The sequence below is a fragment of the Rhizobium leguminosarum genome (genome assembly GCF_001679785.1).
GTDB classification, from domain to species: domain Bacteria; phylum Pseudomonadota; class Alphaproteobacteria; order Rhizobiales; family Rhizobiaceae; genus Rhizobium; species Rhizobium leguminosarum_R.
The window spans coordinates 1,130,832-1,153,811 of the sequence record NZ_CP016287.1 but is presented as its reverse complement, the minus strand read 5'-3'; the positions used below and the strand labels follow the sequence as shown (position 1 = coordinate 1,153,811).

Annotated in this window: 17 protein-coding genes and 1 pseudogene; 4 read left to right on the top strand and 14 right to left on the bottom strand. The window is 57.4% G+C overall.

Translation table 11 applies throughout. The features are described from left to right. Positions 1–185 precede the first annotated feature (185 nt). Positions 186–6,197 carry a DUF3320 domain-containing protein gene (locus tag BA011_RS29855; protein ID WP_065283455.1) on the top strand — a complete coding sequence of 2,004 codons (6,012 nt, stop codon included), beginning with the start codon at positions 186–188 and terminating at the stop codon, positions 6,195–6,197. 590 nt (positions 6,198–6,787) lie between these two features. Here the strand turns inward: BA011_RS29855 and BA011_RS44525 are convergent. The 4 genes from BA011_RS44525 to tnpA (BA011_RS29835) all read right to left on the bottom strand — a co-directional run bounded on the left by BA011_RS44525 (position 6,788) and on the right by tnpA (BA011_RS29835) (position 10,596). After that, a complete protein-coding gene (locus tag BA011_RS44525) occupies positions 6,788–7,939 on the bottom strand; it encodes a hypothetical protein (protein ID WP_065283576.1) in 1,152 nt (383 codons plus the stop codon). Between the two features lie 230 nt (positions 7,940–8,169). Continuing rightward, positions 8,170–9,777 carry an IS66 family transposase gene (tnpC, locus tag BA011_RS29845; protein ID WP_065279183.1) on the bottom strand — a complete coding sequence of 536 codons (1,608 nt, stop codon included), beginning with the start codon at positions 9,775–9,777 and terminating at the stop codon, positions 8,170–8,172. A 41-nt stretch (positions 9,778–9,818) separates the two neighbouring features. Further along, on the bottom strand, positions 9,819–10,172 hold the full coding sequence (gene tnpB, locus BA011_RS29840) for an IS66 family insertion sequence element accessory protein TnpB (RefSeq protein ID WP_018240906.1): 354 nt from the start codon (positions 10,170–10,172) through the stop codon (positions 9,819–9,821). After that, a complete protein-coding gene (gene tnpA, locus BA011_RS29835) occupies positions 10,156–10,596 on the bottom strand; it encodes an IS66-like element accessory protein TnpA (protein ID WP_065282368.1) in 441 nt (146 codons plus the stop codon). The genes tnpB and tnpA (BA011_RS29835) overlap by 17 nt, the downstream gene beginning before the upstream one ends. Before the next feature lie 678 nt (positions 10,597–11,274). Here tnpA (BA011_RS29835) and BA011_RS29830 point away from each other — a divergent pair. Beyond that, positions 11,275–11,805: a hypothetical protein gene (locus BA011_RS29830; protein WP_065283454.1), complete on the top strand. Its 531-nt coding sequence runs from the start codon at positions 11,275–11,277 to the stop codon at positions 11,803–11,805. Positions 11,806–11,810: 5 nt separating this feature from the next. On the opposite strand, the gene BA011_RS29825 is transcribed toward BA011_RS29830, so the two are convergent. The 10 genes from BA011_RS29825 to BA011_RS29780 all read right to left on the bottom strand — a co-directional run bounded on the left by BA011_RS29825 (position 11,811) and on the right by BA011_RS29780 (position 20,971). Then, the gene (locus BA011_RS29825; protein ID WP_065283453.1) at positions 11,811–12,395 is read right to left on the bottom strand and encodes an NADPH-dependent FMN reductase; all 585 of its coding nucleotides are present in this window, start codon (positions 12,393–12,395) and stop codon (positions 11,811–11,813) included. A 33-nt stretch (positions 12,396–12,428) separates the two neighbouring features. Beyond that, a complete protein-coding gene (locus tag BA011_RS29820) occupies positions 12,429–13,472 on the bottom strand; it encodes a pyridoxal phosphate-dependent aminotransferase (protein WP_065283452.1) in 1,044 nt (347 codons plus the stop codon). Further along, positions 13,469–14,152, bottom strand: a complete 684-nt coding sequence (locus tag BA011_RS29815) for a class I SAM-dependent methyltransferase (protein ID WP_065283451.1) — start codon at positions 14,150–14,152, stop codon at positions 13,469–13,471. Before BA011_RS29815 ends, BA011_RS29820 begins: the two co-directional genes overlap by 4 nt. Then, positions 14,149–14,733, bottom strand: a complete 585-nt coding sequence (locus BA011_RS29810) for an NAD(P)H-dependent oxidoreductase (protein WP_072640928.1) — start codon at positions 14,731–14,733, stop codon at positions 14,149–14,151. Before BA011_RS29810 ends, BA011_RS29815 begins: the two co-directional genes overlap by 4 nt. Then, a complete protein-coding gene (locus BA011_RS29805; RefSeq protein WP_072640927.1) occupies positions 14,717–15,715 on the bottom strand; it encodes an NAD-dependent epimerase/dehydratase family protein in 999 nt (332 codons plus the stop codon). The genes BA011_RS29810 and BA011_RS29805 overlap by 17 nt, the downstream gene beginning before the upstream one ends. Continuing rightward, a complete protein-coding gene (locus BA011_RS29800) occupies positions 15,712–16,743 on the bottom strand; it encodes a hypothetical protein (protein WP_065283448.1) in 1,032 nt (343 codons plus the stop codon). The genes BA011_RS29805 and BA011_RS29800 overlap by 4 nt, the downstream gene beginning before the upstream one ends. 434 nt (positions 16,744–17,177) lie before the next feature. Beyond that, a complete protein-coding gene (locus tag BA011_RS29795) occupies positions 17,178–18,701 on the bottom strand; it encodes an ISNCY family transposase (protein WP_065279116.1) in 1,524 nt (507 codons plus the stop codon). Positions 18,702–18,790: 89 nt separating this feature from the next. Next, positions 18,791–19,501, bottom strand: coding sequence for a hypothetical protein (locus BA011_RS29790; RefSeq protein WP_151343624.1), 711 nt, complete (start codon positions 19,499–19,501; stop codon positions 18,791–18,793). Between the two features lie 144 nt (positions 19,502–19,645). Next, positions 19,646–19,873: a hypothetical protein gene (locus tag BA011_RS29785; protein ID WP_065283446.1), complete on the bottom strand. Its 228-nt coding sequence runs from the start codon at positions 19,871–19,873 to the stop codon at positions 19,646–19,648. Between the two features lie 105 nt (positions 19,874–19,978). Beyond that, positions 19,979–20,971, bottom strand: a complete 993-nt coding sequence (locus BA011_RS29780; protein ID WP_065283445.1) for a histidine decarboxylase, pyruvoyl type — start codon at positions 20,969–20,971, stop codon at positions 19,979–19,981. Positions 20,972–21,457: 486 nt separating this feature from the next. On the opposite strand from BA011_RS29780, the pseudogene tnpA (BA011_RS42610) reads away from it, so the two are divergent. Further along, positions 21,458–21,712 (top strand): annotated as a pseudogene (gene tnpA / locus BA011_RS42610) (IS66-like element accessory protein TnpA); the annotation flags it as partial. An 84-nt stretch (positions 21,713–21,796) separates the two neighbouring features. Beyond that, positions 21,797–22,944, top strand: a protein-coding gene (locus BA011_RS29770; protein ID WP_151343623.1) for an IS3 family transposase whose coding sequence is annotated in 2 segments (ribosomal slippage) — positions 21,797–22,007 and positions 22,007–22,944 — 1,149 coding nt in all. Because the reading frame shifts where the segments join, the coding sequence is not laid out codon by codon here. Positions 22,945–22,980: the final 36 nt, after the last annotated feature.

Sequence of the window (22,980 nt, the reverse complement as noted above, 5' to 3'; positions counted from 1 at the left end):
CGATAGCGATCTCTTGCCGACCTCCCCATGAATTTAAGACTGCCGCTAAACAGCAGTGCGTCGAAAAAAATGGATAGGCGCCTTGGACAGGGATGTTTCCCTAACCAGCATGAATTAACACAACCTATAGACGCTCACCACAAGATCATATTCAATAGCGACCTAGAGTTAGGTGGGGGCAGCAAATGCAATCGATAGATCTTCTGGATCAAGCTGAGAACATCCTCGAGTCTGAGGAAAGAATCCCAACTGTAACCATTAGTCCCGACGTCGTCGGATCTATAAATTATGCGTCCTGGCAGAATTCTGTACCCGTCCTGCGTTCCGTCGAAATTACGAACGACACGGCGGAAACTCTTAGTAACCTGAGGCTTGAATTTGATGTAACGCCGGCCTTCTCGAAGCGTAAGATCTGGGCGATCGATAGAATCGCACCCGGCGATAGTATGACTATCTCAGACCGCGTTGTCGAACTCGACCCCGACTATCTCGCCGGCCTCAACGAGGCGGAACGAGGGCGGGCATCGTTCCGCCTAACTGTGGGCGATGCGCTCGTTGCCGAAGCGTTCGAGGATGTTCGTCTGCTGGCCAGAGACGAATGGGGTGGCTTTGGCTCCATGGCCGCACTCCTTGCAGCCTTTGTCATGCCAAACGATCCAGCCATCGCGAAGATTATCAAAGAGGCCGCCAATGTCCTTGGCAATCATGGCCACTCGCCAGCACTTGACGGTTACCAGAGCCAGGATCCTCGGCGGTCCTACATGCTCGGAGCGGCGATCTGGTCGGCCATTTCAGCCAGACGTCTGACTTACGCGGAGCCCCCGCGCAGCTTCGAGAAAAACGGACAGAAGGTCAGGCGCCCAGCAACGATCGTTGAGGATGGGCTAGCCACCTGCCTGGATACAAGTCTCCTGTTTGCAGCCGCGTTGGAAGCAGTGGGACTGAACTCAGTCATCGTTTTGCTCGACGGCCACGCCTATACCGGTTTCTGGCTTGTGAAGAAGACATTTCCGAACCTTCTTGAGACAGACGCTGGAGAGGTTCGCAAGGCGCTGTCCGGCAAGGAACTTGTGACCTTCGAGACCACCGCGGTTACGCACAATCCTCCATCAACCTTTGACGATGCGATGCGTATCGCGCGGACATCCACATCAGAGCAGGAAGAAGATCGCTTTGTTGCGGCTATCGATATCACGCGTGCGCGCATGTCGCAGATCCGTCCGATGGCTTCGCATCAAAAACCTCCCGAGAGCGGAGGGGACGCGAGTGCCGAGGGTGTGGCTTTGCCTCTCCCACCGCTCCCGGACTTTAACGCAATTCTTGCTGATATGGCGGAGGAGAAGCCGACGACAGCGGCGGGACGTATTGATCGGTGGCAACGCAAACTTCTCGATCTGTCGCTGAGAAACAGACTGCTCAATTTTAAGGACAGCAAGCAAGCTGTTCCATTTCTGTGTCCAGATGTGCCTTTTCTTGAAGACCGATTGGCCGAACAGGCGCGGATCCGGATCATCTCCCTTCCAGAACAGAACCCTCTCGGTGACCGTGATGAAAAACTTCATTTTCAGGCGACCGGTAAAGATATCAACGTCGAGTTCGCGCTTGGAGCATTGCAACGAGACGAAGTCTCGTCGCCGCTTCCGCCCAAGGATCTTGATGGTCGTTTGACGGAAATCTATCGCCGAGCCCAGAATGATATGGCGGAAGGCGGTTCCAATACCTTGTTCCTGGCCGTCGGCTTTCTGCGATGGAAGAAGTCGCCGGAGGACGTAAAAGCCTATCGCGCGCCATTGCTGCTCGTTCCGGTGAAACTCGAGCGGCGTAGCGCGTCTTCACGATTTCATATCCTGCATCACGAGGATGAGGTCCGCTTCAACTCCACGCTTCTGCAGCTGTTGAAGAAGGACTTCGATCTCCAGCTTCCTCAACTTGAGGGCACGTTGCCCGTGGATGAGAACGGTATCGATGTGCCCATGGTACTCGAGATGGTCCGTCGGGCCGTGCGAGATGTTGCGGGCTTCGAGGTTATCAACGAGACTGCGCTATCGACTTTTTCGTTTGCGAAATTCTTGATGTGGAAGGACCTGGTCGAACGCACGGACTCGCTCCGGCAAAATCGTGTCGTCCGGCATCTGATCGACAGTCCCGAACAGGCATTCGAAGCTGGCGTCTCGACGGCCTTTCCAAGCGAAAGAGACGTCGACCTCAAATATGAGCCGCGGCAATTGGTGACACCGCTTGCGGCGGACTCGTCACAGCTCGCAGCGACAATGGCGGCGGCGGAGGGCCAGGACTTCGTCTTGATCGGTCCGCCCGGTACCGGCAAAAGCCAGACCATCGCGAATATGATCGCCCAATGTCTGTCTGCGAAGAAGAGTGTGCTGTTCGTTGCCGAGAAAACGGCCGCGCTCGATGTCGTATACCGCCGCCTTCGTGAGCACGGCCTCGGCGATTATTGCCTGGAAATCCATTCGAACAAGGCGGAGCGCAAGCAATTCGTTTCTCAATTGAAAGCGTCGTGGGAGGCTGGCACCTCCCATACCGGCGAAGAATGGATCAGGGTCAATGACCGGCTGAAGATTCGCCGTGACGAACTCAACGCCTATGTCGAGGCACTCCATAGACAGAGCCCGAATGGTCTGACAATTTTTACGGCGATGGGGGTATTTGTTCGGGGAAAGGACAACTACGCGCCGGAGCTCTCATGGGGCGATACAATCCGTCACGACCGCGCGAGCTATCAGCGCCTCATGGCATTGATTGCGGAACTCGCTCTGACATTCAGGGCTATCAAACCTGTTCCATCGCTGCGCTACATCAACATTGCTGACTGGTCCGCAAGTTGGGAGAGTCGTTTCCTTGCCCAATCGGACAAGCTTGCAAAGGTAGCCTCTACGCTGCAACCGTCCTTACAGTCGTTCACCTCGCTTTTGGGGATCGGGTCGAAAGCGGACTGTTCGCTGTCCGAATTGAACGAACTTGCAGGTATGGCCGCGGCGCTCCGGTCGGCTTCAAGTGGAAATTACGGTGTTGTTTTCGAACGCCAGTTTGAGCAGCTGAAAAGCTCGATTGCTGGCATCGAGGACGCCATAACGCAATTCAAGGCCGCGGAAAGAAAGCTCAGCGCCGCCTACGCCGAGGATGATCTTGGGCGGATTCCAATCGACGACCTCGATCGCGAATGGCGAGAAGCAAACGCGGCCATCTGGCCAAAGTCCTCATTGGGCAAGCGGCGGGTTCGCAAATTGCTTCAAAGCTACGCAACCTCCGGGCAAGTGGATCCTGACAACGATTTACCCCAACTCCGGGTGATGAAGACGTTCGCCGGTACCGTACAGACGAGTGAGCTCGGCAGGCACGCGCCTGGTTGGAAGGGGACCCAAACGGACACCACATCTCTCCGTCTCCATTTCGATCAGGCAGCGGCGATGCGATCAGCGCTTGTTCGCCTCGGGCAGATGGCAGGATCTGTTAAAAACATTGCGCAATCGGTCGCTCCTTACCTCAGCCACGGCAGTTCCGATCACCCTTTAAGAGACGGTGCCGATCGGTTTCTCCAGGCGCGCCAAGCATTCATCACCGAGATAAAAGCGTATCGTGAACTGGCAGGCTCCGTTCCAGCGGATGCGGCAAGCACCTCTCTACTCGCAGGCATTTCCCAGGCGATGCGAGAGATCCGCGAAAATCAGTCGGCACTGCAGGCGTGGACGTCCTGGTGTGGTGTCCGCAAGAATGCGGAGGCTCACGGAATTTCGCCGTTTGTCGCGGCACTAGAGGAGGCACACCTGCGGCCAGACCAGCTCGCGGATGCATTCGAACTTTCCTATGCGCGTTGGTGGCTGCCGCCCGCGATAGACGCCGACAATGTCCTGCGGCAGTTCAAGCGCTTCCAGCATGAAGAGGCTCTGCTCGATTTCCGTAAGCTGGATGATTTGGCGCGCGCGAGTGCTGCGAGTGAAGTGCGGCGCAAGCTTGTCAGAGACTTGCCCAAACCCAATGAAGTGCCGAGGCGATCCGAGTTGGGCCTGCTCCGGCACCAGATGGAATTGCAGCGGCCGAGCAAGTCTATTCGGGAAATGATCGCCGGCATGCCTGAAAACTTCGCAAAGCTTGCGCCGTGTTTGTTGATGTCGCCGCTCTCGATCGCCCAATATCTACCGGCCGACCAGGCCCTGTTTGACGTCGTCATTTTTGACGAAGCCTCACAGATCACGACCTGGGACGCGGTCGGCGCCTTGGCTCGCGGGAAACAAGCGATCATCGTCGGCGATCCGAAGCAGCTTCCGCCGACCAACTTCTTTGGCCGGGCCGATGGCGGTGAGGATGACCCAGATATTCAGGAATATGAGAAGGATCTCGAGAGCATTCTGGATGAGGCTAAAGCCTCCGGCCTACCAGTTCTACAACTGAATTGGCACTATCGCAGCCAGCATGAATCCCTTATCGCGTTCTCGAACTGGCACTACTATGGCAACCGGCTGGTCACCTTTCCGTCACCCGTCACGGAGGATCGTGCCGTCTCGCTCCGGTATCTCCCCAACGCAATTTATGATCGCGGCAAAAGCCGCACGAACAAATCGGAAGCGGAAGCCATCGCCAATGACGCCACGGCAAGGATGCTTGTTTGGCTGAAACTTCCCGAGAGCGTGCGGCCGACCCTGGGTGTCATTACCTTTAACAGTCAGCAGCAGTCGTTGATCGAGGATCTGCTTGATCAAAAGAGGCGCGATCATCCGGAGATCGAATGGTTTTTTGCCAAAGAGCGGATTGAGCCGACAGTCATCAAGAATCTGGAAAACGTTCAAGGCGATGAACGCGACGTCATGCTGTTCTCGATCACCTTTGCCCACGATCATGCCGGCAAGTTGACGATGGCATTCGGCGCGTTGAATGGAGATGGCGGCGAGCGGCGTCTCAATGTCGCTGTCACCCGCGCCCGGCAGGAACTGATGGTCTATACGTCGATCACAGCCGACAAGATCGACACGGAACGAACAAAAGCCACCGGCGTCCATCATCTCAAGACGTTTCTTGATTTTGCCGAGCGCGGTGCCATTGCGCTGCCGGCGGTACAGAAGGGGTCCGTGGGATCATTCGATTCACCATTCGAAGAAGCTGTGGCCGTTGCACTTGAGGGGAGGGGTTGGACAACCGTTCCACAGATAGGCGTCTCTGGCTTTCGCGTGGATCTTGGAATTGTCCATCCGGACAAGCCTGGCGCGTTTCTGGCTGGTATCGAATGCGACGGAGCAACCTACAACCGCTCGGCGACCGCCCGCGATCGCGACAAAATCCGGGAACAAATTCTGCGTGGCCTTGGTTGGAATATCGTCAGAATCTGGTCGCCGGATTGGTGGTATGACAAGAACGGTGCGACTGACCGACTTCACGAGGCACTCCAGCAGCTGGTGCTCGCAGGTCGCGAGCAGGAGGCCGAGAAGAAGGTGGTCGATGCCGCTCAAGCGGCGCAGGCCGACAGCGGCATGATGACGTCGCCAGATTCCAATATTGAGGACTTACCGGCGCCGGATGACTGGGCGGACGTTCAGCAGACCGACGTCGACGTTCCGATTACTACCCCTGACGCGGATGAAATCCCGTTCGTTCAGGAAATCAACACTCCCATATCAATGCCGGTTTCAGCGAATGAGGCTGAGGTGCATGCCAAGTTCCGGCGAGCCGACCTCTCGACGTTTAAAGCAGAGCCGGGCGCCTTTTTTGATTTCAGCTACCGCTCCATTGTCGACGAGATGCTTGCTGCTGTCGTGAGCGCCGAGGCGCCGGTTCGCGACGACGTTCTGGCGCAGAGAATTGCGAGAGCTCACGGCTGGTTGCGGACCGGCAATCGTATCCGCGAGAAGATTGAACGTCACCTCGGTGTTTTCGATGTGACGGAAGATAGTGCAGGTCGATTCATATGGCTGAAAGGTAGCGTAACGACGGTCGTGGATTATCGTCCCGCTGAGACAGAGAGCGACCGCCGTCCAGTGACAGACATCTCTCTGCCGGAATTGATTGGCTTTGTGCGTCAGTATCCTTTGGCCCTGGAAGAGCCAGATCCGGCGCTCGTGTTTGCGCGATTGCTAGGCCTTGAACGTCTAGCGGCCAGTAGTCGTGCCCGTCTGAATGAAGCGATTGCTGCTGCAAAAGGTTTCCTCGAGGAGGAAGGCCACATTCATGCGAACCCCGGAAATTAAACCTCTCGTCCAACAAGGATGGTTCCGCACGGCGTTTGTCATTGCGGGGCTCGTTATATCTACGGCATCAGAAGCGGCCAACACGCCCTGTAGTGGAAGTAAGGGTGGAATCGATCGTTGCCAGGGAGAAACTTTCATCTGCAGGGATGGCTCCGTTAGTGGGAGCAAAAAATCATGCACGGCCACCATGGGAGCCGCCGCACTCTTGGGCGCGGCCCCGGAAAATATGACGCCGAGCCTATCCGGGGACTGCTCATGCAGGTCTGGCAAATTCTGTATCGGATCAAGAGGTGGGCATTATTGCCTGTCTGACAGCGGCAAGAAAAGTTACCTGAAAAAGTGAATGCTAACTTGAGGTCGCGCTTTTGAAGGCTAAGATTTTCAACGACCTGTGGTAGCTGGGATCTACATGGTCGTGGGTTCGAATTCGTTCAAGGCGCTCCTTCGTATCGGCTCTCCTCATGTGGATTCCTCAATGATCGCCTCCGGATTTCTCACGGTCGCCCCAGCCGCACCGAGCGTCGATCACCGGTCAGAAGAGAACGCGACCAACCGACCTGCTCATCGCAAGAAGGTTGGTCGCAATCTGACTACGGTTGCTTACCGGGCGAGCGATCATACTGAGCGTACGCATCTAGCATCATTTGCGTATACTCACTCGTGCTCGAGGTCAGCTCGCCCAGTCCCGGCCAGGCGAACGGTATCGAGGACCACATCGATTCAAGTTCAACCTCAAGACCCAGCTGGGCCGCCACAATCAAAGCCTGAACCGGCTCTTTGTCGTGCGGCCACAAGTGGTCGTCTAGCGATATCCACACGTCATTCTCGTCATCGACACTGATTTGAGCTTGAAGCGCGCCGAGCTTCTCGCTGATGTTCGTGGCGTCATCAAGCAAAGCACTTCGGATGAGGAGAGTGATCCTCCCCTCATTCAGCTCAAGTTTGGGTCTGTCATCTACAACCCGGAAATCGGGCTTGTCACCGTTCACGGCGCCGTCAGTCTTCACTGGCGAGAGAGATTTTCCCTCATCTTCACACCAGAAGGCCGTGTCGAAGATGTCTATAGGAGATGCGCCACACCCAGGGCAATGCCAGAGATTTTGAGCGATCTGAGTGCCGGTAATCTTTCCGTCACAATGTAAGCAGAACCACACGCCCGAGTCTCGGCCCCACAGCGGGTGGCGTACCACCCCCTCGATGTCAGGTTTTGTGGACCGTCGAGGCCAATCGGTAGAAATTTCACCACGAACCTGGACCGCCCGATCTCTGACCAGGCTAAGCGCCTTCTGAAGAAATTCCGGGTTAAATACAGGGCATTTCCCATCATTTTCGGTAGATGTCTGGACGATTGGCGACGCGCCAGGGTTCTCCGGCACCGTGATACTCCACCCATCTCCGGCCATGATGACGTCGTGGAAAGCCACTTGAAGGCGGTATGCATGACCTCCAATCATGCCGTGCTCGGCCTGTTCCAGAAATGCGAAGCGGCGGGTCATTGCTTCGGGATGTCCGGTCTGAAAATCTGCCGCCGGAAAAGCATGTGCCACTAAGGCTTCAACGCTCGCCATCTGTTCGGAACTAGGCATCCAATCATTCTTGCTGACGGAGATCAGCTTTGTCCAATTGGCAAAACCCAGTTTCACCGCAACCAAGTCAAGAGCTTGGTGTAGCGTAATCCGGTTGGCCCGCGCGTATCGTTTAGCAAGAAGCTTGAGGCTGCTAAGTTTTTTTGCTTCGGTCATATCCATATCCTGAAATGATCCGACCATGTGCCCGCTAATGGCCAGACCATGCCTGTTGGCATGAAGTGACACTTCAGAAATGAAACGCTGACATAGCTTTGCGTGGCGGGCACACCGGCCCGCGTGTAGGGCCACGCTTTGTATGCCAAGCATGGCGATGTAGGTCAAGCCGATAGTAAGCGCTCATTTCGCTGCGCGTTGACGCAGTGGATTGTGACGCCCGCAGCGGCTTATGCGGCAGTGGATTTGGCGAAGTTAAATGGGAGCAGATCGTCGATATTGGCGCCGTCCGGACGCTGCGGCGATTCGGTAAAGACGTGTCGCAACCAGGTGAATGGCTCGACGCCACAGGCGCGACAGGTCAGCATAAGGCTGTAGATGACAGCGCTTGCCTTGGCCCCGTCGACAGTGTCGCAAAATAGCCAGCTCTTCCTTCCAGTGGCAAAAACTCTGATATCGCGTTCCAATAAATTGTTGTCGATCGGCATCCTGCCGTCTTCGGTGTAGCGGGTCAGATATTGCCACTGGTTTCGCGTATAGGAGATCGCATCGCCGAGCTTGGTGTCGGGCACGACCTTGGGGGCCATCCTGTCGAGCCACTCCTTCAGGGCATCAAGGACTGGAACGCTATGCTTCTGGCGCAAGCGCCGGATGCAATCGGCCTGCGTTTCGCCGTCATCCGGCTTTTCGTCCCGCACCTGCCTTTCAATCCGATAGAGCTGGTCGAAGAACTTCAATGCCTGCGCGGGCGGCCCGCTTTGTTTCTTCCCGGCCTTGAAGGCGTTGACGAAGCGTCGCCTGGCGTGAGCCATACACCCGACATGCGTTGCGCCCTTCAGGGTGCGCCAGCCCTGATAGCCGTCGCTCATCAGGATGCCGCGATAGTCACCAAGGAAAGTCTGCGGATGCACCTGCCCACGACCGGGCTGATATTCGAGCAGCACAACCGGTTCGACACTATCCTGCCCGCTGCGATAGGCCCAGATGTAGGACTCGTCAGTTGCTTTCCTGTCCTTTTCCTTCAGCACCTGCACCGTGGTCTCGTCACCGTGAATGACGTTCTGCGACAAGAGCCGCTGCTTCAGTGCATCGTAGATGCGAACGAGGTGCTTTTCGCTGGACCCGATCACCCAATGGCCAAGAGCGCCACGGCTGACAGGGACGCCAGCGCGCTCGAAGGCCTGTGCCAGGCGATAGAGCGGTGTGCCGTCGACATATTTATGAACAAGAGCAAAGGCCAGCGTCGAGGCCGTGGCAATGCTCCCCGGCAAGGGCTGTGCGGGCATCGGCGCGATGATAACGGGAGTGCTGATATCGGTGCGCTCGCAGTTGCGGCAAGCATACTTGGCCCGGGCATTCTGCAGCACCGTGGCCTTCACCTCGATATGCAGCTGCTCGGTGACGAGTTCGCCCATGCGATGCAACGGATGGCGGCAGCACGGACAGGTCTTCTGATCGTCGGCAAGGTCATATTCAACGCGTTGGCGGGGCAAATTTGCCGGAAGAGGTTTACGCCCGCGCTTGCGGCCTTCGGGCTTTTCCACCTCTGGCAATCCCGTGTCGGGAAGCTCAGTGGCGTCGGTCTCGTCACAGTCGGCCAAGCCCTCATCAGCATCGGCCTCGAGAGCGGCGTTCTCGGCTTCATTGAAGACGCGATCCATATGCTTTTCGCTGCGCGGCGCAAAACGATGCAGTTGTGCAAGCGCCAGTTCTTCCTCGAGCTTGAAGACACGCTGCTCAAGGGCGTCTCTCTCAGCCCGCAGCGCGACGTTCTCGGCAGCATTCGCCGCCAGAAGCGCCATCAGTTCCGCAACGGTCGGGGTGCCGGCTCGTGTCATCGTAGCTTTGAATCTGAGCCGCCCCGCTCCGTCAACAGCCTTCAGCCGACAAACTCATATTGCCGAACAGGATGGCGCACCATCGCGTCGAGATCGATGCCGTCAAGCAGCCAGCGCAACTGTTCGGTATCGAGCGTCACGACCGGCGCCTCGCGGCGGGGCCAGCGAAACCGGTCTTCGGACAAGGCTTTCAATACAAGCACGAACCCTGACCGCTCGAAGAACAGGAGCTTCATCCGGGTGCGCCGGCGGTTGCAAAAGACAAAGACAGCACGCTCGAACGGGCTCAGGCCCATCGACTGCTCGACCAGGATCGCCAGGCTGTTGATCCCCGCACGAAAGTCGATCGGGTCCCGGTGAAGATAGACGCGAAGATCGTCAGCCAGCCGGAACATTGCACCGCCCCAGAATTTCGATCATCGCCGAAAGAGCCCGCTCATCCACATCCTCAAGCTCAAGCCGCACACCATTTGGCAAAGACGCCATCAGCCGCATTCCTGCCGATGATGGCCGGGCCGGCATGTCGGGCTGCCGCGCAATCGGCGACGCTGCAACCACAGGAACAAAGGCCGACGTTTCCTGCCCTGCAGCAGCCGTCAAACTACCCTGGGCCTGCCGATCTCGGCGAAGCTTCACCCAGTTGCGTAACTGATTGGCGTTGACGCCGTGCGCCAGTGCCAGACGGGCAACCGATACGCCGGGCTTCATTGCGGCGTCGATCAGCCGGTCTTTCTCGACCGGATCGAAACGCCGCTTCCCGTTGGGAAGAACCTTCACTGCCCGAAGACCCCCTGAGCCCTTCAAGTTATCCAATGTCATTGTGTCCACAGTCTCCCTTGTGGACACAGACTCCCTCATTCGCCGTTCAGTGAACAGGTGCGGGGAATTGTGCGCTTACAGCCGATACGTGTTTACCCACAACGATCTGGCTGAGCACGCCGCCGGCTACGGAACGGGACAACGACTTCAACCCGGATGGGCCAACGCAGCTGTTCTCGCGAAGGCGCGGGAGGCTCAGGCTTGGCTGAGATTCAAGCGTGACACCGGCTTTCCTCTGTTTTGAAGGGAAGCGCTGCGTCGGTCGCGTGCTTGCCGGTCATGAATTCGTTGCTGAATGAGTCGCGATGGAGTAACCGAGATGATCTGCGGAGACGCGTTTATATGCGCGGAATTATCATTGATATCCAGTTCTGAAAAGCTGGTCGTTGGTTCAAACCCCTTCAAGAGCACCAATTGCGGCGGTTGCCGGAAGCTAGTTGGTTCGATGAATGACGAGTCTGAGGTTCGTCCTATCGAGGCGGTCAACAACGCGAAGATCTGAATGGCCTGACTTTCAGTGATGAATGCTAGCATTTGCTAATAATGTCAGTGTGGCCTTCTTCAGCATGCGACCCCAAAAAATCAGTCGACCCAGCACCTTGGATACTCACCCTGTTGCCCAACCTCACATATATTGGATGGCGTGCTCACTAGGATGAGCCACGAGCGGGGCCAATCATGAAGAAGATCGAATTCGATGCCAGCTTGCTCATTGGGGCGACCGGAATGTTGACGGCTGCTGCAGAATGGGTGGCGGAGAGATCCGTCAGCGTCATCCTCGTCGCACGTAACGCGTCTTCTTCGCCGCTCTGCAGCCGCAACAATGTTAAATCTCTTGACCTCGACTGGCGTGATCCGTTGCCCTTCGTTAGCGCCATTGTTGAAGCTTCCATGTTTGAAAGTGTGCAGCTTGCAGTCATCTGGATCCACGGCAGTGGCGTGGAAGCCGCCCACGGGCTCCTCCCTGCGCTGTCTCAGCGACCCCGCCTGATCGTCCAGGTGCGCGGCAGCCAAGCCTTGCACGATATTGGTACGAGACAGGACCCACCATTCGAAATGCGAGGGCGGGCGCGTCTGATAACCGTTACCCTCGGCGCGAAATGGGAGGCTGGACGGAAGCGCTGGCTGACCTGGGACGAAATCTCTGCGGGGGTCGTCACGGCGATCAACGCCCGCGAAAGCCAGGTGATAGGGTCGCTGTCTCCCTGATCTCCTCATACGATCAAGGCTGACCGCGCGATCGCAAGCGTCTTGGCCATCACACTCAGTTCGCGGCAGAATTTCTCAGTCCTTGCGGAAATATCCGGATTTGAGATACGGGGATCGTCGGTACCACCGGCTTCAAAATCGCCGTTCTGCGTGCAGATCTGCGTCGTAATCGCATGTCCGAGCAAGCCTCGGACCCATATGCGCATCTGATCGACAGCCTGGCTCGTTCTGTTTCCGCCGTGGCTGATTAAGCCAACCGGCTTATAGGCAAAATGCTTGATCGCCAGATGATCGAGCGCGTTCTTTAGAACACCGCTGGGGCCGTTGTGATAGATTGGGCTCGCAAGAACGAAGGCATCTGCCTGCTCTGCCAGTTGCACGAGCTTTCGTACGCCAGTATCGGGATTTTGCTCCGGCGTCTTATGCCAAACAGAATCATGTAATGGCAATGTCACCTCACGCTGGTCGAATATTGTGACGGCCATGCCGAAATTCCCAAGAGCATCGGCCACGGAATGACAAAGTCCGCAGCTGTGGGAGGGCCGTCGCAGGCTGCCCGTCAACAAGAGCACGGTTTGGGAATGTGTCATGGTTCACCCCCTACCAACGATCGGCAAATATGTTCAATTGCTATTCTCGCTCTTCCATCTTGCAAGTGCAGCACCAAGTCGACCAAAGACGGCAGGGATATCGTATCTTGCGATCGCATAGCTGCAGCGAATGGCGGGTGGCCCCTGGCGCCGGAAAGCCTCTCCGGGGCTAGCAATCACGCTTGCATGCTCCATGCAATAGGCGACCAATTGCGCGCCGGTACTTTGGGCGCCCGGAAATTCAATCCAGAGCAGAGGGCCACCATTCGGTCGCAAAGCGGCAATCCCATGGGTGGCAAGGGTTGCCATCGCCAGGTCGGCGGAGGCTTCAAGCTGGCCGGCCGTGTTTTTGATCCGACCCGGATTCTTGACTTCAGCCATGAGCAGGTCGGCCGCCGCCAGCTGCGAGGAAACGCATGGCGACATGGCGAGAACCCAATTGATATCGGCCATCTGACGGCAGGTTTTCGCGCCCGCGATCACATACCCGATGCGCAGACCCGGTTGTGCGAAGCGCTTCGAGAAGCTGCCGATGCGGATGACGCCTGTGGCCTCTCCCAGAAGGGGGCCTGTCGATGCCGACCCAGAAAATTCGAGACCTGCATAGGTTTCGTCCAGGATGAGAGTAACACAGCAAGCTTGCGCCACGTCACACACCGTCTGGCGTTGTTGGTCCGTGATGACGTTCCCTAACGGATTGCCCGGAGAATTCAGGAGGATCGCCGCCGGTATTTCCTGTTCGATCATCCGCAAGACATTCGCGTCCCAGTTGTGGTCGAGTTTATAGGTGATGACGGACCTTCCAAGAAGGCGCAGCGTTGCTTCGTAGGCCGGAAAGCCTGGTGATGGGAGCAGTATCGGCCGTGCGGGAGGGCAGGTTAGGAAAGCACAGGTCAGCCCCATCGATGCTCCGGCCGTGACGAGAACTTCGGAGGCGTCTACTGCGAAACGAGCGCCCAGTAGTTGCACAAGAGCAGGCACGCCTTGACGCGGCGCATAAGCGTTGTTGCTGCCTTCTTCCGCTTGGCAGTAAGACGGATCCAGCGTGCCAAGCGATAGGTCGCGCAGCGCCTTCATCGCACCACCGTCACGCTGATGCCGCAGTCGTCGAGCGGCAGGATGCAGTTGGGGCCAAAGCAATCCTGATTCTCAATGTAGGCGAAGAAGCGTTCAAAATCATTCCTGAACGCCGCTACGAGCGGATCATGAGCCAGGATCAGCGCTCCCGACCTCAGATGAGGCTTCGCGCATTCGAGTATATCCGTATACAGAGATTTGCGCGTGTCTACTGCGTCGACATCGATGAATAGCAAGTCAATCGAATCGCTGCTGCTTTCCAGATCGATCAGTGCATCCGCGACACGAAGATCGAGGGCGCCAATCGTCTCCAGCCAGGTCATATTGCGCCGAGCAATGATGGTTGCCGCACTATCGCAGTCGACACCCCTTGCATTGAAGTCGCCGTCGCCGACCTGCCTACCACTGATGAGCCACGCAAACGCAAAGCCGACGTAGGTGCCGGCGCCATATATGAATTGTGGTTGTGTCGCGCGGGCGAAGTGAAACAGGAACCGCCGCATCAAGGGGCTTATCGTTGTTTGCGGCACTTCGAAATGCGGTTCGATCCGTCCTTGCGCGGCCTCGTACAGGCTGGGTTCAAAAGATGGGACCGGCCTTTTCAAGATACCGCATGATGTGAGGATGGCAAAGGACGCGTCCACGATGGCTCCGACATCCCGTTGCGTTAGAGCGTTCATGCACCCTCTTTCACTTTGATGATGTGCTGCGCGAGCTGGGCGGATGCGCCGATTAGCGCACGAATCGCCGCATCCGACGCACCCGTCGCTGCCGGATTGGGCACAACGACAAGCTCGGAGGTCAGATGCGCGCCGATCGCCTCGAAGATACTATCCAGCTGCGAGATTGCGCTTTGCGTTGAGAAGGCGTCGGACCCGACAAGCAGAGCAACCGCCGGTTTGCCTTGAAAGGGAGAGGATGATGCATTTTCGTAGCTTGGTCCGCAGACGAGCTCGACAAATGTCTTGAAAGCACCGCCGACGCCGCCCCAATAAGCGGGAATGGAGAAGATCAATCCAGACGCCGCGCGGATGCGTTGGTGAACCTGCATGACCGCCGGATCATAGTGATGTGCGGGGGCCAAGCCCTCGAAACGGGGCAATGTCGCATCGCGTAAATCCAAGCTCTCGATATTGGGGACGACACGGGAGAGATAGATGGTCGCGGCTCTCAATATTTCCCGGCAAGCCGATGGTTCCGTTCGGCCCGGCGCCGGTTTCAACGATGCGCAAATCGCCAATAGGTTAGGATTGCTTTGCATATGGTCGCACCTCCTGTGCGGTTAAGAGATCAACCTCACGTGCGAAGTCGCGCAGGGCTTCGTTGAGCGTAAATTTCGGGGGGCCGATGCGCTTGAGCATCCACTCAGTGTCCAAAGGCGGCCGAGCCAAGGGGGCACGTGACGGATCAGGAGCGATAAGATTGACATTGACCCGTCCGATGGACTGCTCAACCGCTTCTATCAGTTCTCTCAAGCAGGTCGTCATGCCGGTCCCGACATTGATGATTTCGCAACCCTCGGGATAACCGGGTCTTGCAAGCTTTTCGAGGGCGTCCCCCAGGTCGCGCGCATAGATGAAATCGTCACGGTCCTGCCAGTGACCCCGAAGGCTTATCGGTTGTTTCAAGGCGGCGCCGTAAAGGAGCCGTTCGACCAACTGAGACGACTGGCTGCCATGTCCATAACGGTTGGGGCCGTAAACTCCGGCTGCCCTCGCGATACCGACCGACAGTCCCTCCAACGCGATCATCGCGGCCTCCATGCGTCGAATGACGGAGCCATAGACGCCGACATGGCCGGTCGGCTTTTCGACTTCGCGCAGCGACTCGAAAGAGGTCTGACCGGCAGCATAAACGGCAAGACTGCTAACGCCGACGAGCCTGGGAATACCCTTTGCGCGCATTGCTGTCGCTATGGATTCGGTTCCTTTCAAGAGGATATCGGTCGCCAGAGAGGGATCTGCCTGGGTTCGCTGTCCCGTCAAGCCGGCGGCGAAGACCACGGTATCACACGCGCCGACATGATCGAAAAGAGCCCGAACCATCGCCGCATCGGTGACGTCCACACTTTGGATGGGGCAATCCGTGCGCCCGAACCTTCGTACATAGCTGGTGTTGGGGGCGAGATCAGCGGCGGTGACGGACCAGCCTGCGTGCGTAAAACTGCGTACCGCGAAGGTGCCGATCTGTCCGGTGCCAATGACAACGCACCGCGATTGTGGCCCTTTGGAGTGATCACTCATTTCTTCAACGCCCTGACTGCTTCCACTTCCGATTGCCGTCCGCGCAACGCTCCGGCGATACTGGCCGGTGCCATGTCTTCGAGGTCGACTTCGGGTATATTCAACGAAAGCCCGTAATATGCATCCTGGATCCGTAGGCCACTCAGATCTCCGGATTCAAGGGTGGTGGGGGGCAAGACCCAGACATCTTCCATTTCTCCGATCGTATGGAGCAGCGACAGAGCTGCTTTCTCCCGGCCGAGCGAAATCTCGCAAGCCGCAAGTCCAACGGCATGTGTCTGCACTCCAAGCCGGCTGCGCAGTGCGCGCGCTTCGCCCAGGCAGACCGAAAACAGCTCTCGCGCTTCGCCGCAGGCGCCGCTCTGATAGAGCGCTTTTGCCTGCGACCGGCCGAGCGCTTCGGCGCTGATCGGCCGGTCGAGCTGCTGCATCAGTTCCCGCGCCTCTGCGAAGATTGGAATGGCCGCAGCGCCGTCGCCTGCTCGCGCCATCAGCGCTGCACGCATGCATCTCTGCTGTGCGATCCACTCCCGTTCGTTCTCGGCTCCACGCGCTAAAGATTCGTCAAAGGTTCTGTTCAGCAGGTCCAGTGCGACTGCGTAGTTTCCACCGATCTCCATCAGGTTGCTCATGTTGCCAAGTAGATTGAAGCGCAAATAGACTCGGTCCCGAGTACCTCCTTCACGGACAAGATCAAACGCCCGCGTCAGATGGCTGAAGGCAATCGGGAAGGCAGTCGAAATGGGCTTGTGCGCCAGTCGCGCGGCCAGGATTGCGTTCATCGCACGGCCGTTCTGAACCCATGCACGTTCCATATGAGGGTCGCCACCATCTTCTGCAGCAACGCTCTCTAACGCCGCATCGGCCATGTCAAAACAAGCATTCGAGCGCGCCACATTATATAGGCGCTTTGACCAGATGAGTCCGCTCACATACCAGAGATGGCAACGAAGCGTCGCTTGATCGCAGATGGCAATAGCGCGCTGTAGGATATCGACGGCATCGTCGTAGAGACCAAAATTGACCATAAGCAGAGCAATGAGGCGGCAGTCGTCAACGCCGGGATCAGCCCGGGCAGCAGCCCAATGTGCACAGGCATCGTAGTTGAGATTAGCAAGCCAGCCCGTCGCCCCGCCAACCCCGCGTCGGGCAATGTGGATTTTGGGAGTAATGTTAGCCTCGTGGGGACCTTGCGGAGCATCCTATAGCGCGACGATCAGGATGAGACGCCGTATTGCCTCACCCAAGAGTGTTCCCGGAGAATAATGCCGTTGCCTCACTCGGATGTTCTCGAATGCCTCACGGGTTGTTACGATCTTGTCCCCGCACCTGGTGCAAGGTGACGGAGGTAGCGAAGCCGCTCGCGAGCGCGCCCTCAATAGCGCTGTAGCGAGCGGGCGGCTTCGCGGGCGTTCATCATGTTTTCCGCGGGTTGTCGAAGGCCAACCTGGCGGTAAGAGCCTCACTGCACGACCTCTACGTTTTGCGTCTGCCGCGCGGCATCGGCGAATGGCCCGAACACCAGCGCATTGGCCTGTGTACTGCGCCAGATCTTCATTCGACGCTGCACGGTCCGAATGAGGCCGTCGGGATACACGCCGGGGTATTTGACCTGCAAGCGTTCAAGCAACTCTCGCGAAGTTCGCCAAGGCTCCGCCTCGAACCAATCCTCGAGTTCGGCAGTGACGGCGAGTAGAGGATCGGGCCTCCGCCGCTCTCGCTTGGCCGCTGGCTTGGAGCGGGCAGTCGGTTTCACTTCACCACCACGCCAAGCAATCCGTAAGCCAGACAGAAAGTCTTCGAGCGGTAATGCCTCGCCGTCGGTGGCAGGCGGACCATCAGGCTTGTCAGCAATTTCGACCAATCTCTCTTGTGCCAGCCGTATGTCGCGGAGCAGCCGAACCGGATCGAGCGTCAGGTACATCGCCTTGAGCCGAAGGCATGTATCCTCCGGCGTGCGTGCGTCGTCAAGCAGCCGCTGATAAGGCGTGGCGGGACGATGATAGCGCTTGATCACCTTGGCTCCGTCACGGTGCTTTTCTTTCAGCTTGAATGATGGCTGAAAGAAATTCACGAACAACCGCATTGAGGAATAAAGCTTGGCCAGCTCCCGGGTGGCTCGCAGCCCCTCGAAGCGTCGGTATCCAACGATCTTGCGCACGATCGCGCCATTCTTCTGCTCGACAAATGCCTGGTCGTTCTTTCGGTAGGGGCGGCAACGGGTGAGTTCGATATTATCTCGCAAGCAATACTCATGAACGCTCTCGTTCATGAACACACTGTCGTTGTCGGTGTCGAAGCCCAGCAGCGGGAACGGCAGCAACTTGCGCAGTTCGGTCAACGCAGTGATCAGTACCGTTTGCTCGCGAACCAGCAGCGGCGCGCATTCCGTCCAGCCCGTGGCTATATCGGTCAACACCAGCGTTTGCGAGAAGGCACCTCTCGCGTACGGGCCGGAATGAGAAACGAGATCAGCCTCGACAAAGCCGGGTGCGGGGTCATCCCAATCCGAGAACGTTCGAACGGGAACACTACGCCGAATCGCCGTTGATCCTTTCCGGCGCCGCGGACCCGTGGCGCTCGCTTTAATCTCCTTGAGGACTCGATCAATCGTCGCTGGGCTCATCGTCAAGAGTTGCCGGCGCGTCTCGCTATTCATATCGCCATGTCCATGACGTTCCATCGCTTCGATCAGTGTTGGCAACAGGGGGTGTAGTCGCTTGCCGCAAATTCGATCCGACGCCTCCCAAACAACGACGAGCGCCGCCCGCACGTCATCGCCGTAAACCCGGCGCCCTGGCCGAGGACCACCCTTCGCCGGTTCGCGTTCTCCTCGCAGCAGTCGCATCGCATGCTTGCGATGAAAGCCCGTGAGCGCCACGAACTCGTCCAACATCCTCGCCTTCTCGGCCCGCCCGCCTAACACATAGCGACAACTGATCGCCGCCACCAATTCCACACGTGTCGCCATGCTTACCTTCCTCATCAAAGCTCCCGAGGTTGATTCGTCGGGAGCAATTTAGATGAGGCAATAACCCATTCTCAGGGAGCAGTTCAGGCGAGGCAATGCGCGTCTCATCCTGATCGTCGCCGCACAGCATCCAGTTCCAAAGGCTGCAGGACGGATTTTATGGCCTCCATGAAGGTCTCACGGGCGCAGACGGGCAGCATCCCGAATTCCGAACCAGCGTGAATTTTCCGGCAATCTGATGGGGACACCAACCAGACCCAGGCCAGTTCGCTATCTTCGGGGGTGAGCAGGCAGGCTCTTGCAAGCAGCTTCAAGCTTGGTCGATCAATGGTTTCAGCGCTCGATATCACCACATGTGTGTAACGTGCCGTGCGAAGTGCTGCGAGAAAGCAGCGCGCAGCCTGATCGATGAGATTGCTGCTGACCATGCTTTCGCGGCTGATGCGCCGCAATGCCGCAAGCGCATCACCATTTTTTTCTATTGCACCTTCCAAACCTGAAGCAGAATCGAGACGTGCTTCTTCAACGCGCGCCTTGCGCATCGCATCGATCAGGTGACCCAACTGGCCGGAAAACACACCGATGGCTGGGTCCTTGGAGAGACCCTCCAGAAAAGGAATGGCTTCGGCATAAGTGGAAAGATCCCCATCCGGGCTACGACAAACAAGCACTTTCGGTGACAAATTTTGATGTAGTCCCAATTGGCTGACTAAAGCATGCAACGCGGCATCGTCGTTCGTACCCTGAGGCTGGTTCAGCCAAATACGGGAATCCTGCTTCGTCGTAGGTGGCAAAAGAAGTTCGGAACGTTTCATCGCACACTCGTAGAGTAAAATCAGACACATTTTCCTGCCTGACGCCGAACCTGCCCACTCTTTCACAGTGCTTCAGATCGTTTGTGGGATAGACGGCGCTGCCGATGCAATGTGCCTGATGGATTTCTTTCCCGATTCCAGTCGCTAGACCGAGGCGCCTGCCCAAGCGACGGCGCCCAGGGCCAATACTTCGTCGCCCTTGATTCGGCCCGCCTTTGCGGCGTTCACCATTTCTTCGAGCGCTGCGATCATCTCCTTCGAGACATGGCTCTGTGCGCTGACAACATCCTCATCGGAAAGAGGGCTGATCGCGCGCAGCTGAGCTGTTGAAATCACTGCGAATTTTGCCTTGCGTTGGATTTTGACTGTCATGACTTACAACCAGGTTGGTGGTTCACTGCACTGCGAAAGCGAATTGAATGGGCCGTTTGCATGACCGACAGAGCTAGCCGCAAAACAATGCTTTGCAGCAAATGCTCAGGCGTCTGGCGCGCACCCCAGCGACGTAATCCTTATTCCCCCAGGAATGACCTCTCCTGGTGGCAGATAAACCGGCGGCGAGCGAGCCAACGGAACAAGTCCAAGCGCTGTCTCCCATTTCGGCCTGTCTGCCTTGGCAAGACGCGCCGCTGACCATCCAGGGGGGACTGCTCGCTGCGCCAACGTCAGGTACGGGCCACAAGCGATCGCGCAGCCATAATAGCCCTCGGGGACATAGAGTGCCTTTGCCCCGGCGAAGATCCGGCCATAGCGCACGTTGTGGTTCTGGCCGCACGCAACGATGCTGTTGCCGACGCAATGCAAGGTTTGCTGCAGGAAAGACCGCACGTCGGTTTCCTTGGTTTGTGCATCTCCAAACATGCCCCCATCTTCGTTGAAGAGACTCGAGCCAGTGCTCCGGTCGACCAGGACCGCCAATGCTAATGCCGACCAGATCCAACCCGGCCCATAATCCGCCCCGGATTTGTAGGCTGCGACCAGCTGCAATCCTGGAAGTGGTGGAAAGCGCTGTTCCTGCACATGGCCATCTCGGGATTCACGCGTACCGAGGAGTTGACGGCTGGCTTGCAGCAACGGTTCAATCGGTAGGACTGGAATTGGCGGGCCGTCCGGCTGATTTTGCAAAAATAATGGCTGTGGAACAGTATTGTTTATGGCGGGTTCGGCGACGACATCGAGGCCCCAGATAACGCCATCGAGTCCAGTGTAGGAGGTCGCGATCAAAAAATTTGTTTGACCGATATAGGTGCCGGCAACGCGGCATCTGTCCCCCGACACGATCCTACATTTGCCCTCATCCAGCCCAGCCGCAGACGTAATTCCCACAGCGAGTTTCAACCCCGTCACGTAGCCGTTTCCGGACGCGCCGTTTCCGACTGTCCCTCCACAAACGGCAGCATAGGGACCGATCGCACCGCTGACGACCACGGCGGGATCATATTCACCGTCATATCTTGCGATGGACGACATGTCCCAAATGCTCCCTGGGACACCAGGACGCTGCTTCGTGCCGGATGAGATTCAAATGTGGCTATCAACGCGCGGCAAATTGCATTCTCTACCGGCTTGGGCTCAGGTTGGTCTCGCCGGGGAACGAAGTATTCAGAGGGAAATTCCGCAACACTCAAGACATATGTCTGCCTTAAGGATTGTATGCGTTGTGTGTTTTGGGTCTATTTAAATCATCTTCTTGTATCACTCATTTATAGCGCTGGCTTATCGCAGTAAATGAGCAAATTTACTCACCTTTGCAGGAAATTCGCCGTCCTATCTATGCCATCGTCGTCGCTACGATATTTTGCCTCGCGAGATTAAGGTTGAAGCTGTCCCATGTTGGCGTTGACTGGAGATGCGGTTGGCTTTTTGCTGACCTAAGGTAAGCGCGAATTTCCCCGCACCTTCTGTGATTGAGTGAGTTTTGGCATGAGGTGTCCACCTAAAAGAGGTGGACACCAAGTGATGGAAGAAGGTCAAAAACTTGCCGTTCGGCTGGTAGGTCGGAATGGACGACGCCGGTTCGATCCGGGATCAAAAGACCGCCTTATTGCGGCCTGCCTTGAACCTGGCGCATCGGTATCGAAACTTGCGCGCGAACACGGGGTCAACGCGAACCTCGTTTGGAAATGGATAAGGAAACACACCCAGGCCCCTCCGTTGCCGCCGTCTTCAACATCGGCGTTTATTCCTGTTCAGATCACCGCGGCGAGCAGCAAGTTTGACTTTGGTGAAGAGTGACCTGCCACTGAGAATTTCCTCCAGAATGGATTAGAGTCCGGCCTATTAAGGGACGGACGAATGAAGAAGCAGGAGGCTGGCGCGAAGGCGGCCGACCTCTGCCGCAAGCACGGGATTTCAGAAGCAACGTTTTATAACTGGAAGGCCAAATACGGCGGCATGGAAGTCTCCGAGGCGAAGCGGCTGAAGGCGCTTGAGGACGAGAATACCAGGCTAAAGAAGTTGCTGGCCGAGCAGATGCTGGATGCGGCCGCACTCCGCGAGCTTCTTGCAAAAAAATGGTAGGGCCTGCCGCCAAGCGTGAAGCCGTCACGCATCTGAAGGCCGTCATGGGTCTTTCGGAACGGCGGGCCTGCCAGATCGTATCCGCCGACCGCAAGACGATCCGTTATCGGTCCAATCGACCGCCGGAGGTCGATCTGCGAGCGAAGCTGCGTGACCTCGCTAATGAGCGACGACGTTTCGGCTACCGGCGGCTATTCATCCTGCTTCGGCGAGACGGAGAGCCGTCCGGGGTCAATCGCATATACCGTCTTTATCGCGAGGAAGGGCTTTCCGTTCGCAAGCGAAAGGCCCGTCGGCGTGCTGTCGGCACGCGTGCGCCGATCCTGGTCGAAGCGAAGGCCAATGCCCGCTGGTCGCTGGATTTCGTGCATGACCAGTTTGCCTGCGGTAGACGCTTCCGGGTGCTAAACGTTGTCGATGACGTGACGCGCGAATGCCTGGCGGCAATCCCCGACACGTCGATCTCCGGTCGCCGTGTTGCTCGGGAACTGACGAGGCTGATCGAACGACGCGGCAAGCCTGACATGATTGTCTCCGACAACGGCACCGAATTCACCTCGAATGCCATTCTTGCCTGGTCGAAGGATCACAAGGTCGAGTGGCACTACATCGCGCCGGGAAAGCCAATGCAGAACGGCTATGTCGAGAGTTTCAACGGTCGCATGCGCGACGAGTTGCTCAACGAGAGCCTCTTCTTCGGCCTCGATCATGCCCGCAGCGCCATCGCTGAATGGGCTGAGGATTATAACCATTTCCGGCCGCACTCATCGCTCGGATATCAGACCCCGGCAGACTATGCCGGGACCATCGCCGCAACCGGCTCCAACGCTGCGCAAGATGAAAGCTTCGCGTTTCCGCCGGTTGCTCACACCGCGCCATTTGGCGTATTCAAAGCCGCCGAGGCTCTAACCGCCGCTGGATGAAAGTTCAGTGGCAGGTCAAGAGCTGCTGCGGAAAGC